13 protein-coding genes are annotated in these 11444 nt (G+C 60.7%); 11 read left to right on the forward strand and 2 right to left on the reverse strand.

Features of this window, described 5'->3' with window-relative positions; genetic code table 11:
• Positions 1 to 204: 204 nt before the first annotated feature.
• Positions 205 to 1179, reverse strand: coding sequence for a GlxA family transcriptional regulator (locus tag ACP5E6_RS13320; RefSeq protein ID WP_427954774.1), 975 nt, complete (start codon positions 1177 to 1179; stop codon positions 205 to 207).
• A 268-nt stretch (positions 1180 to 1447) separates the two neighbouring features.
• Here ACP5E6_RS13320 and ACP5E6_RS13325 point away from each other — a divergent pair, with 268 nt between their 5' ends.
• A complete protein-coding gene (locus ACP5E6_RS13325; protein ID WP_427954776.1) occupies positions 1448 to 1726 on the forward strand; it encodes an alcohol dehydrogenase catalytic domain-containing protein in 279 nt (92 codons plus the stop codon).
• A 29-nt stretch (positions 1727 to 1755) separates the two neighbouring features.
• Here ACP5E6_RS13325 and ACP5E6_RS13330 read toward each other — a convergent pair whose 3' ends face one another.
• Positions 1756 to 2112, reverse strand: a complete 357-nt coding sequence (locus tag ACP5E6_RS13330) for a winged helix-turn-helix transcriptional regulator (RefSeq protein WP_427954760.1) — start codon at positions 2110 to 2112, stop codon at positions 1756 to 1758.
• Positions 2113 to 2220: 108 nt separating this feature from the next.
• Between ACP5E6_RS13330 and ACP5E6_RS13335 the strand changes: the two genes are divergently transcribed.
• The 10 genes from ACP5E6_RS13335 to poxB all read left to right on the forward strand — a co-directional run.
• Positions 2221 to 3153 carry an SDR family oxidoreductase gene (locus tag ACP5E6_RS13335; RefSeq protein ID WP_427954761.1) on the forward strand — a complete coding sequence of 311 codons (933 nt, stop codon included), beginning with the start codon at positions 2221 to 2223 and terminating at the stop codon, positions 3151 to 3153.
• Between the two features lie 128 nt (positions 3154 to 3281).
• Positions 3282 to 3812, forward strand: a complete 531-nt coding sequence (locus ACP5E6_RS13340; protein WP_427954762.1) for a hypothetical protein — start codon at positions 3282 to 3284, stop codon at positions 3810 to 3812.
• 77 nt (positions 3813 to 3889) lie between these two features.
• A complete protein-coding gene (locus ACP5E6_RS13345; RefSeq protein WP_427942213.1) occupies positions 3890 to 4573 on the forward strand; it encodes a DJ-1/PfpI family protein in 684 nt (227 codons plus the stop codon).
• Positions 4574 to 4600: 27 nt separating this feature from the next.
• Positions 4601 to 5344, forward strand: a complete 744-nt coding sequence (locus ACP5E6_RS13350; RefSeq protein ID WP_427954763.1) for an SDR family oxidoreductase — start codon at positions 4601 to 4603, stop codon at positions 5342 to 5344.
• Positions 5345 to 5485: 141 nt separating this feature from the next.
• The gene (locus ACP5E6_RS13355; protein WP_427954765.1) at positions 5486 to 6244 is read left to right on the forward strand and encodes an SDR family oxidoreductase; all 759 of its coding nucleotides are present in this window, start codon (positions 5486 to 5488) and stop codon (positions 6242 to 6244) included.
• Positions 6228 to 7223 (forward strand): alpha/beta hydrolase, encoded by a 996-nt coding sequence (locus ACP5E6_RS13360; protein ID WP_427954766.1) that lies wholly within the window; start codon positions 6228 to 6230, stop codon positions 7221 to 7223. The genes ACP5E6_RS13355 and ACP5E6_RS13360 overlap by 17 nt, the downstream gene beginning before the upstream one ends.
• Positions 7224 to 7410: 187 nt before the next feature.
• Positions 7411 to 8025 carry an NIPSNAP family protein gene (locus ACP5E6_RS13365; RefSeq protein ID WP_427954768.1) on the forward strand — a complete coding sequence of 205 codons (615 nt, stop codon included), beginning with the start codon at positions 7411 to 7413 and terminating at the stop codon, positions 8023 to 8025.
• 22 nt (positions 8026 to 8047) lie between these two features.
• Positions 8048 to 8962 carry an aldo/keto reductase family oxidoreductase gene (locus ACP5E6_RS13370; RefSeq protein WP_427954769.1) on the forward strand — a complete coding sequence of 305 codons (915 nt, stop codon included), beginning with the start codon at positions 8048 to 8050 and terminating at the stop codon, positions 8960 to 8962.
• Between the two features lie 63 nt (positions 8963 to 9025).
• The gene (locus ACP5E6_RS13375; RefSeq protein WP_427954771.1) at positions 9026 to 9841 is read left to right on the forward strand and encodes an NAD-dependent epimerase/dehydratase family protein; all 816 of its coding nucleotides are present in this window, start codon (positions 9026 to 9028) and stop codon (positions 9839 to 9841) included.
• Positions 9842 to 10013: 172 nt separating this feature from the next.
• A partial coding sequence (poxB, locus tag ACP5E6_RS13380) for a ubiquinone-dependent pyruvate dehydrogenase (protein ID WP_427954772.1) occupies positions 10014 to 11444 on the forward strand: 1431 nt, incomplete at its 3' end.

Below are 11444 nucleotides of genomic sequence, written 5' to 3' on the forward strand. Positions count from 1 at the left end.
GAATCAGTGATCGCGATCGACCGGAATGGATGATCGCGATCAACGGAATACGCATTTTAGTGCGGCGATCCTCTTCGCCAGGCAACGCAAGAGGTGATGCGGCGGCGCGTTGTCGCCCCCTCTTGTTGGACATTCCGACGCATGATGCCGTCGATTCTAGACAGAATACGACGCATCCCAATGCCGGCTTACCTTTTCCCCAGGTCAGACCTCACGCGACGACGTGCTTTCCGGCTGGCATGCATGGCTCCGGTCGAGGCGACGGATGGCCTGAGATGACATGCCGAACAGTTTGACGAAAGCACGCCGCATGCGCTCGGGGTCGGTAAAACCCACCGCCTGAGCGATCACCTCGATGGGCTCCGCGCCCTCCTGCAATCGCACGCGGGCGGCCTCGACACGTAGCCGCTCGACGGCCTTGGCCGGCGTTTCGCCGGTCTCGCGCCGGAATGCCCGCCCGAACTGGCGGACACTCAGATGCGCCGTGTCCGCCAAGCGTTCGATCGGCAAATCCTCGTGCAAGTGATCGCGCGCGAAGGCCAGCGCCAGGCGTATGCGATCTGACTCCGGCTCCATCTGGGATATCGGCGCGAACTGGGACTGGCCGCCGGCACGGCGGTGATACACAACCAACTCGCGCGCGACCTGGCGTGCCAAGTCCGGGCCATGATCTGCCTCGATGAGCGCCAGGGCCAGGTCGATGCCAGCCGTCACCCCGGCCGACGTCCAGACGCCGCGATCGCCAATGAAGATCCGGTCGGCGTCAACCTCCACCGCGGGATAACTCTGCTGGAGTCGGTGCGCCGTGCGCCAATGCGTCGTCGCGCGTCTTCCGTCGAGCAGACCCGCCTCGGCGAGCAGGAAGGCGCCTGTGCAGACGCTGGCAATCCTCGAGGCCCGGCGGGCGAGACGCGCAACGGCCTCCACTTCGCCCGGTTTGAGCATTGAGGCTACCTCGCCGCCGCAGACGATAAGCGTGTCCAGACGCGCATTCCCGGCCGGCTTTGAAGCCACTGGTAAACCGCCGCGGCTTGCGACGGAGCCGCCAGCGCAAGAGTAGATTTCAAGCCTGTAGAGCGGCCGCCCGGACAGCCGTGTCGCGGTCTCAAAGGCGGCGAACGGTCCGGCGAGGTCCAGGATCTGGTGGTCCGGGAAGACGAAGAAACCGATACGGCGCATAGTGACGTAGTATAAGGGATCTATGACCTTTTCGCCATAGCTTACCGACGACGTAATCAAGCCGGCACGAAGCATGACGCTTACGACCACCAGCCTGGGCGTGTGATGGAAACTCTGCCTGGCCGGTGTCGAGGTCACGGAAAGTATGCTGCGCATCCAGTACATCAGATACGGCGGTCCCGAGGAACTGAGGCTCGACGCCGTCGACTTTGTCGAGCCAAAAGCAAGCCAGATCTGCGTCCGGGTGATGGCGGCCTCCGTCAACCCGATGGACTGGGTTATCCGCTGCGGTCAGGTGAAGGCGATGGCGGGCTCGCGGTTTCCGCGCGGACTCGGCCATGAGTTTGCGGGCGTGGTCGAATCGGACGGGCCCGCCGTTACGCGGCTAAATATCGGCTATGAAGTCCTGGGATTCACAGGACGGAGGAGGCTGGAACCTTCGGGGAATTCGTCCTCACGGACGAAGCCAACGCCTACCTCAAGCCACGGGACCTGTCCTTCGAGGTCGCCGGCGCGCTGCCGGCTTCATCTTCGTCGTCTCGGCTAGACTTTGGATCAGGCACTTCAGTAGCAGATCTAGTCCGTGGCCGGTGGGCCGTCTTTCAATAGGAGGCGCGAACCGACCTCAACGATAGAGCGTATCGCAGGCAGCAAGTCCTCGCCTAAAGCGGTGAGTCCATATTCTACCGTCGGCGGTGAGGTGGGCATAACAGCCCGGGTGAGCACACCGCGCTGTTCAAGATCGCGCAACCGGCTGGTGAGTACTTTGGCCGAAATGTATGGGCAATCGCGGCGAAGCTCAGAAAAGCGACGCGGCCCATTACTCAGTGCCCATAGCAACTCAGGCGTCCACAAGCCGCCAAGCAAGCCCATGCATTTCGACATGGGGCAACCGGGCAGCGCTTGAACCTTCGGTCTGACCTTCAAAACCATCGTTGACCCTCGCGCGTGGTTACCGAACGGAAACTAGAAAATGAAGGTAACCCTTGGCGCTGTGGTTTCCAAGGGTAACCTTACGACTTAGATGGTGGAGGTCCGTTCATGGCGCTGATCGCACGCGTACGTGCCGAGGGGCAGCCGGATCGGACAATCAGTTTCAGACAGAAAGGAAACCATGAAATGTTCGCAGTTACAGGAGCTTCTGGTCAACTGGGCCGACTTGTCATCGAGCGGCTGTTGGAGCGCGTCCCTGCTGGCCAAGTTGTTGCAGCCATGCGCGATCCAGCGAAGGGGGCGGATTTGTCACGGCTTGGCGTGCTGGTGCGGGAAGCGGATTATAAACGCCCGGCCACCCTTTCGAAAGCTTTCGAGGGTGTTGACAGAGTCTTGCTGATTTCCTCGACGGAAGTCGTTGGCCGCCTGCCGCTGCATCGGGCCGTGATTGATGCGGCGCAAGCGCAGGGCGTCTCACTCCTCGCCTATACCAGCATGCTCCATGCCGACACTTCGTCTGCCCGCCTTGCGATCGAACATCGCCAGACCGAGGAGGCGATCAAGTCATCCGATCTGCCGGCTGTCATCTTGCGTAACGGCTGGTATACCGAGAATCACTTGGCAGCGCTTCCAAGCGCTTTGGAGCATGGCGCCTTTGTTGGTGCGGCGAAGGACGGCCGCTTCTCTTCCGCTGCGCGCGCTGACTATGCATTGGCGGCCGCGATCGCGTTGACGAGCGAGGGGCAAGCCGGACGGACGTACGAACTGGCGGCGGACAACGCTTTCACGCTTGCAGAGTTTGCGGCGGAGGTATCGCGCCAGTCGGGCAAAACGGTTGCCTACAATGACCTGTCGCCCGAGGCTTACGAGGGCGTTCTGACGAATGCAGGACTGCCGGCTCCACTGGCAGCCCTCTTGGCCGACGCGGATGTAGCGGCCTCTCAAGGCGCATTGTTTGATAACAGTGCAACGCTCTCGGGCCTGATCGGGCGTCCCACGACGACTTTTGAGGCCCTGATCTCAACTGCCCTGCACAAATAGGCCGGGGCATATGCTCAAGGATCCAGATTTGTGCGGTTTGGACAACGGTGAAGCGCGCGGTCTCCGGCTCGGCGCCCGTCAGAGTATGGGCTCCGATTGTCTGGAAACCCCGCCTGGAGAATAACGATATGAACATTACTCTGGAATCGAGACGAACAATCAAGTCGCCTCCTGTCTCGTTGGCCGCCGCTACTGGCGCCGGAATATGGGCAGGATTGATAAGCGGCGTCATCGTGTTGGCACCGGTGCTGACACTACAGCTATCGCGAGGTATCGGCGTAATACCGGAGATGCAGCTTGCGGCGAGCAGCGTTATCGGGATCTCGGCTTACGACGGTGCCGTGGGACTTGTCCTTGGCATATTGTTGCACTTCTTCGTCGCGACCGTCCCGGCGATAACCTACGCCTTGATCGTTCGGCGCTTCCCGGTTCTCAATCGCTGGGCATGGTTGGGCGGTCCGGTCCTCGGCCTGCTCGTGTTTCTGGTCATGGGCTTTATCGTGCTGCCCCAGACTGCTTTCATCACCCCGCCGTCGGTAACCCCGATGCCCCCTGTGCCGGCATTGCTCATCCATATGTTCGGGCTTGGCCTTCCCATATCGCTGGTTATTCGAACAGTCGGTCCGCTCAGGGAAGGCGGAAGCGATATTGATAGGTGATGGCGTGATATAAGGGATATACGGCGTTTACGCCATAGCCTGTTCCCGGTACTCTCATCTGTGGAAGGAGATCCGCCATGACACATGTCGTCATCCCCCTCTACGAAGGGGTGACACCGCTCGACTTCACCGGCCCCTATCAAGTCCTCCGCGCCTTGCCGGAAATGGACATCGAGCTGGCCGCGATCGACCGGACGGAGGTCGTCGCGGACGGGCTGACATTCGGGGCGCTCCGTGATCTGGAGACGATCGAGGCCTGCGACATTCTCCTCGTCCCCGGCGGCCTCGGGTGCATCGCGGCGCTTGAGACCCCAAGGTTCCTCGCCGCAATCCGGCGGCTCGCTGAAGGCGCCGCCTACGTCACCTCGGTCTGCACCGGCTCGCTGATCCTGGCAGCGGCGGGCCTTCTGACGGGGCGCCGCGCCGCCAGCCACTGGGCCTTCAGGGAACTTCTTGCGGCATTCGGGGCGATCCCGGATGCCAGCCGGGTGGTGCGCGACGGAAACTGCATCACCGGCGGCGGGGTGACGGCCGGGATCGACTTCGCCCTCTCCCTCATTGCCGAGCTGCGCGGGGAAGAGGCGGCGCAGGGCGCCCAGCTTCTGCTGGAATACGCGCCCGAACCGCCGTTCGACGCAGGGGCGCCGGAAACGGCGCCGCGGCCGGTCATGGACGCCGTGAATGCCCGCCTCTGCAACGCCCTTGCCGATGCCGAACGGCGCCTCGCGATTGTCGCCGAACAGTTGCGGCATGTCGGCTGAGACCTGTGCCCAGAAAGGAACGTGAAAATGAGACTGAAGGACAAAACCGCTCTGATCACCGGAGGCACCAGTGGAATCGGCCTTGCCACGGCAAAGCTCTTCCTCCGCGAAGGCGCGCGTGTCGCCGTCACCGGGCGCGATACGAGCCGCTTCGAGGCCGTGTGCGCGGAGCTTGGCGAGGGGGCACTGATCCTGCGCGCCGACGCCCGGTCGGTCACTGACATGCAGGCAGTCAGCGCTGAAGTCGCCGAGGCCTTCGGCGAACTCGATATCTTTTTCGCCAATGCGGGCATCGCCTATGGCACCCGGCTCGCTGAGACCGACGAAGCGCGCTACGACGAAATCATGGACATCGACGTCAAGGGCGTCTTCTTCTCCATGCAGGCCGTGGCCCCGATCCTGCGTCACGGCGCCTCTGTCATCCTGTCGACCTCGTTTATTATCCACGTAGGCCGTCCCGGACTTTCCCTGCTTTCGGCCGCGAAGGCTGCGGTCCGGTCCTTCGCACGGACCTGGTCGCGCGAATTTCTGGATCGCAAGATCCGCGTCAACACGATCTCTCCCGGTTTCATCGACACGCCATTGATCGGTCGACATCGCAGTCCCGAAGAGCTGCAGGCGTTCCGGGACAGGGCGGCCGCGACAGTGCCGGTTGGTCGTTTAGGCGAGGCCGAAGACATCGCCGCTGCGGCGCTGTTCCTGGCCAGTGACGACTCCCGGTACATGCTTGGGGCGGAGTTGGTGGTCGATGGCGGGATGTCTCAGATCTGACGGCGGGTTCTCTTCAGCCAGCCGTTGGCGATCAGTGCCGACAATCTTTGATCGGCCCGATGTGTAAGCCACCGCCCTTTCGTGAGCTTCTTTCCGTCGCCCCGGTGGCCAAAACGACGAAACAACAAAGTGAGAGACTTCATGCTAGAAAATTCGTCCATCAATCCTGTGTCCAATCAGGTTGCGATCGTCACAGGCGCGTCACGCGGAATCGGGGCAGCCATTGCCAGGCGTCTCGCCCGTGAAGGGTTTGCGGTGGCTGTGACCTATGCATCGAATAACGCGGCCGCCGGCCAGGTCGTCTCGGACATCCACGCCGCGAATGGCCAGGCCGTCGCCATCAAAGCCGACGTGAGAAACGCCGCCGATGTCACAGCCCTTTTCGATGAAACCGAGGCTACGTTGGGGAAGACGACGTTGCTCGTAAATAACGCGGGGATAATGACACTGGCGCCCATTGCCGACATGGACGACGCGTCTTTCGACACGATGCTCTCAATCAACCTCAAGGGCGTTTTCTATATGCTTCGCGAGGCGGCGCGTCGGCTGGAAACTGGCGCTAAGATTGTCAACATCTCGACCAGCATCACACGCCTGGCTTCACCGACCTATGGTCCCTATGCGGCGACCAAGGCGGGGGTTGAGATATTGACCGCTATCCTTGCGAAAGAGCTTCGCGGACGCGGGATAACGGTCAACGCCGTCGCACCTGGGCCGACAGTCACGGACCTGTTCTTTCGAGGTAAATCGCCAGATCTCATCGATAAAATCGCCAAGCTCGCGCCGCTCGAACGGTTGGGAGAGCCTGACGACATCGCGAACGTCGTTGCGATGATTGCCGGACGCGACGGCGACTGGATTAACGGCCAGACGATCTTCGTCAATGGCGGCGCCGCCTGACGGCAGCTCTGTTGGATTTGCTGGGGACATGATGTCTGACTTTACACATACGAAATCTGCTGGCCCGTTGATCATTCGCCATGAGGCCCAGCCGGGCGAGCGCGAACAGGTGCTTCGCATCGTCCAACGCAATGCCGCGTTGGCGCAATTGCACGGTGAGGATCGCAGAGCCTTCTACGCCGCCCTGGCGGCGCAGGCGCCGTTCGCTGAAGCTGTTTCGGCGGAGCCGGTGAACCTCGCACTAGTCCGAGGATGGTGGTTGAGACCCACCTCGCCCGATTCCGATTCCGCGATCCTGTTCGTTCATGGCGGCGGATACCATCTCGGCGACGCCAAATCTTACCTGGGCTTTGCCAGTCAACTGGCGGCGCTGACCGGCAGGACTGTCTTCAGCGCAGACTACCCCCTTGCGCCGGAAGCGCGGTTTCCTGCGGCCTTCGACGCCGTTTGGGCGGCGCGGGACTGGTTTCTATCCCGGGGCTTCAAGCAATATGCAACGGTCGGCGATTCCGCCGGAGGCGGGCTTGTCCTCGCAATGGCCGATCTGGCCGCGCCCGATTCACGTCTTGCCTCGATCGTGGTGTTTTCGCCCTGGACCGACCTGTCAAACAGCGGCGCCTCCTTTACCGATCCGGCCACCTACGACCCGGTCTTCAAGCCCGCCCTGCTGCAGGGACTGGCCCATTCCTATCTGGACGGCGCCAGCCCGCGCGACCCCAAAGCGTCACCTTTCTTCGGGGCTCTGCAAGCCATGCCGCCGATCAATGTGCAGGTTGGCGAAGACGAACTGTTACGTGACGATTCTATCCGTTTTGCAGAGCGGGCGGCCGCGCACGGGGCGCCGGTCCGTCTCGATCTGTTTGAGGGAATGTATCATGTTTTCCAACGAGATGTCGGGTCTCTCAAGACGGCCGAAACAGCGCTTGAGATCGCCGCTTCGTTCATCGCCGAACACTGGGCGGACCGTAAGATCATATAGATCCCGCTTGATCTCCTCCGGATTAGTCATGACACGACGAAGATTTGATTTGGCGAAATCCAGCCGGAGCATTTGGGGCGAACGGCGTCCGATACGTTTTTCGTCAACATGGGAAGACGAAGTCGTTCCGGTGCGACGGTTCTTAATCTGCGGATGGAAACGTCCGGACAAAAGAGGATACGGCTTCATGTTTTATGAGCTCACCACACCATCTTGTCCGCTGCTGTTGGTTGGCGATGCAGCGAGGCGCGCCGCAGCCTGGTTTGGACAGACATCTAAATGCGGTGAAATCCTAGGCTGCTGGCGCACGGAGTTAGGCCCGCTCGGCCGGGTTCTGCTGTTGCGAAGCTTCGAGACGGCAGAATGCATGACCGCAGAGCGGGAGCGGGTGTTGCTGAGCCGGGAACCGTTCGGTAGCGGAGACGTCGTTACCGCGTTCGGAATGGCGAGTTACTCGCCATTCCCCTTCTTGCCGGCAGTCCGAACGGGGCGCCGAGGCGCAGTCTATGAGTTCCACACCTATCGACTGAAGCCCGGCGATCTTCCGCCCACGCTCGCAGGCTGGCGGGATGCCGTAGTGAATGCGCACGCATACGCCGAACACCTCGTTACGAACATGTATGCGCTGGATGGCGCCCCACGGATCACACATATCCGGGCTTTTGAGAGCCTCGAGGAGCGCGGCCGGCTGCGAGCGAGTGCCTATAACGCCGGCGTTTGGCCGCCGAAATTCGGCCCCGACCAGATTCTTGAAGCTACATCCGTGATTGGGCTGCCGGAAGCCTTTTCGCAGTTACGTTGACATCGTGAAGGAGATGTTAGGAATGATGCCGTCCGAAAATAAGATACAACTTAGCGCCACTGACACTAGCATCGAGAAGGCGGGACTCTTTCGCCTCGGTAGCCGCACCGTGAAGCGGCTCGGCTACGGTGCCATGCAGCTCGCCGGGCCCGGCGTATTCGGTCCACCCAAGGATCGTGATGCAGCCGTGGCCGTGCTGCGCGAAGCGATTGCGCGCGGCGTCGACCACATCGACACCAGCGATTTCTATGGGCCGCACGTCACGAATCAAATCATACGGGAGGCGCTGGCACCCTATCCCGCAGGGCTCACGCTCGTCACAAAAGTGGGCGCCCGGCGCGACGAGAAAGGCGCCTGGCATCCAGCCTTCTCGCGCGAGGAGTTGACCCTGGCGGTGCATGACAACTTGCGCAATCTCGGCATCGAGGTGCTCGACGTGGTCAACCTCCGCCTCATGTTTGGTGCGCACGGACCCGCGGAGGGGTCTCTCGAAGCGCCGCTCACGGTGTTGGCGGAGCTGCGGCAACAGGGCCTTATCCGTCATATCGGCCTTAGCAACGTGACTCCAACGCAGGTGCGGGAGGCGCGCAGGCTTTGCGAAATCGTCTGCGTGCAGAACCACTACAATCTTGTGCATCGCGCGGACGATGAACTGATCGACGACCTCGGTGGCGATGGCATCGCGTATGTGCCGTTCTTCCCGCTTGGTGGCTTCAGCCCGCTGCAATCCTCGGTTTTGACGGAGATGGCGGGTCTGCTTGGCGCCACGCCCATGCAGGTGGCCATCGCTTGGACCCTGCATCGTGCGCCGAATATTCTGCTGATCCCCGGCACCTCGTCCGTCGTCCATCTGCGGGAAAATCTTGCCGCAGTCGCACTCGAGCTGCCGGACGACATCAGGACCAGGCTGGACCAGATTGCGACGGACAGCGCCTGAGCGTCCCGGCGGTCAGATCATGGCGACAAAGCGCGAGATAACCATGAATAAAGGAAAGTCACGATGACCATTCTTGTTACCGGTGGGACCGGCCTCGTCGGCAGCCGCTTGCTGCCCCGTCTCGTCGAAGCCGGCCTGAACTGTCGGTCGCTTGTGCGCTCGGGCAAGACGGTTCCATCAGGTGTCACCGCTGTCGAGGGCGATATTCTCGAGCCTGCCTCCCTGGTCGAGGCCGTACGAGGCGCTTCGGTGATCATCCATCTTGCTGCCATTCTGCGCACACCGAATGTGAGCGAGATCTGGCGCGCCAACGTGGACGGCACGCGCAATCTGATCACAGCCGCCGGTAGACATGCGGCCGATGCGCGATTCATCATGGCCAGCACTGGCCTGGTCTATAGTGAGAACAGCTCCAGACCCTCACGGGAAAGCGATCCCGTTGCTCCCGAACGGGACTACCCCGCGAGCAAAGTCGCAGCTGAAAAACTGCTGCAAGAGAGCGGTTTGAATTGGTCGATAGTACGTCTTGGCTTCGTTTATGGCGACGCGGACGGACATCTCGGGCAGATCCCGCATATCGCGCAAATCATGAGGCTCCATCCTGCCAACCGGCTGAGCATGATTCATCACCGGGATATTGCGACGTTCATAAAAATGGGTCTCGACGGCATCCTGGACGGCCACATCGTGAACGCAGTGGACGATGCTCCGATGACGATTTTCGAGCTGAGTGCGCTCGCGGGTCAGCCTATGGAGCCCGCGGTCACGCCGCTCATCCATCCCTGGTACGGCGTGCTGGATGGCTCGCTCGCGCTGAGCCTGGGCTTTCGGCCCACAATGGCGACGGCCTGGCAGGCGGCACGCGAAAATGCGCTATGATGCAACGAAAGAGCAAGGTTCCGGTTGGCGCGTCGCCCCAGCAGATCGATCGGCATAACACCGGCCAACCCAGCCGGAGAGCGTGATGAGGTGACCAATTCTACACCACGCCCGAGGACACAATCCAACCGTCCTTATGGGCCTTAACCGTTTTGCAAGAGAGGAACAACTTATGACGCGATCTGCGGCATCCTACATGGCGGAAGCCTTGCACAAGGTCGGCGTAAAACGAATTTACGGGATCGTCGGCGACTCCCTTAACGGCTTTACAGATGCGCTTAGGAAGCGAGGAGAGATAGAATGGATCCATATGCGGCACGAGGAGGGTGCCGCGTTCGCCGCAGCGGGCGAAGCGCATGTTACTGGCAAGCTTGCCGTCTGTGCCGGCAGTTGCGGTCCCGGCAACCTGCATCTCATCAACGGCCTGTTTGACGCCCAACGCAGCGGCGTTCCAGTGCTAGCAATAGCTGCCCACATTCCGTCACACGAAATTGGAATCGACTATTTTCAGGCGACCCATCCGGAGCACCTTTTTAAGGAATGCAGCCACTACGTCGAATTGGTTTCCAACCCCGAGTTGCTTCCGCAAGTTCTAAACCGTGCAATCCGCGTGGCCATCGCCAAGCGCGGAGTCTCCGTCGTGGTCATCCCAGGCGACGTCGCCCTCAAACCACTTAGCGCTTCGGTACCGCATTGGCTCGCCCCCGGAAAGCCTGTTATCCACCCCACGGAGGACGAGATCATAGTCCTCTCAGAGATTTTGAATGAAGATGAGCGAGTGACGTTGCTGTGTGGTGCTGGCTGTTCCGGGGCCCATGACGAAGTGGTGGCGTTGGCAGCCCGGCTCAAAGCTCCCATCGTCCACGCTTTCCGCGGCAAGGAGTATCTGGAACACGACAATCCCTATGATGTCGGCATGACCGGCTTGGTTGGCTTTGCTTCCGGTTTCAATGCTATAAAAAACTGTGATATCTTGTTGATGCTCGGAACGGATTTTCCCTACCGCGCCTTCTATCCCGAGCATGCGCGGATCCTACAGATCGATGTACGCCCGGAGGCACTAGGGAACCGATGCGCATTGCATCTCGGCTTGCTAGGCGACATCAAGCACACGGTCGCATTGCTTTTACCGAAACTGAAAGAAAAAACCGCCACGGAGCATCTTGATGACGCTCTAGCGGATTATCGAAAGACCCGCCAAGATCTCGATAGCCTCGCTGAAAGCAGTCCGAACTCGGAAATTATTCATCCACAGTATGTCTCCCGTCTCGCGAATGAACTCGCGGCGGACGATGCGATCTTTACCTGCGACGTGGGTTCACCGATCGTTTGGGCGGCGCGCTATTTAAAATTTAACGGCAAACGCCGCCTTATCGGCTCGTTCAACCACGGCTCAATGGCAAATGCTATGCTGCAGGCCATCGGAGCACAATGCGCTTTCCCGGACCGGCAAGTTATCTCATTCTCGGGCGATGGCGGATTCACCATGATGATGGGTGATTTCATCACTCTCACACAGATAGGACTTAACGTTAAGGTCATTGTGCTGAACAATGGCTCACTTGGCTTTATCGAAATGGAGATGAAGGCCAGCGGCTTCTTG

Origin of the sequence: Acidiphilium sp. (assembly GCF_049977125.1) — a bacterium.
In the GTDB taxonomy this organism is placed as follows: Bacteria; Pseudomonadota; Alphaproteobacteria; order Acetobacterales; family Acetobacteraceae; genus Acidiphilium.

Excerpts from the sequence above, each read along its gene's own strand:
- ACP5E6_RS13320 (WP_427954774.1), bottom strand. The coding sequence starts at position 1,179 with ATGCGCCGTATCGGTTTCTTCGTCTTCCCGGACCACCAGATCCTGGAC.
- ACP5E6_RS13325 (WP_427954776.1), top strand. The coding sequence starts at position 1,448 with ATGGACTGGGTTATCCGCTGCGGTCAGGTGAAGGCGATGGCGGGCTCG.
- ACP5E6_RS13330 (WP_427954760.1), bottom strand. The coding sequence starts at position 2,112 with ATGGTTTTGAAGGTCAGACCGAAGGTTCAAGCGCTGCCCGGTTGCCCC.
- ACP5E6_RS13335 (WP_427954761.1), top strand. The coding sequence starts at position 2,221 with ATGGCGCTGATCGCACGCGTACGTGCCGAGGGGCAGCCGGATCGGACA.
- ACP5E6_RS13340 (WP_427954762.1), top strand. The coding sequence starts at position 3,282 with ATGAACATTACTCTGGAATCGAGACGAACAATCAAGTCGCCTCCTGTC.
- ACP5E6_RS13345 (WP_427942213.1), top strand. The coding sequence starts at position 3,890 with ATGACACATGTCGTCATCCCCCTCTACGAAGGGGTGACACCGCTCGAC.
- ACP5E6_RS13350 (WP_427954763.1), top strand. The coding sequence starts at position 4,601 with ATGAGACTGAAGGACAAAACCGCTCTGATCACCGGAGGCACCAGTGGA.
- ACP5E6_RS13355 (WP_427954765.1), top strand. The coding sequence starts at position 5,486 with ATGCTAGAAAATTCGTCCATCAATCCTGTGTCCAATCAGGTTGCGATC.
- ACP5E6_RS13360 (WP_427954766.1), top strand. The coding sequence starts at position 6,228 with ATGGCGGCGCCGCCTGACGGCAGCTCTGTTGGATTTGCTGGGGACATG.
- ACP5E6_RS13365 (WP_427954768.1), top strand. The coding sequence starts at position 7,411 with ATGTTTTATGAGCTCACCACACCATCTTGTCCGCTGCTGTTGGTTGGC.
- ACP5E6_RS13370 (WP_427954769.1), top strand. The coding sequence starts at position 8,048 with ATGATGCCGTCCGAAAATAAGATACAACTTAGCGCCACTGACACTAGC.
- ACP5E6_RS13375 (WP_427954771.1), top strand. The coding sequence starts at position 9,026 with ATGACCATTCTTGTTACCGGTGGGACCGGCCTCGTCGGCAGCCGCTTG.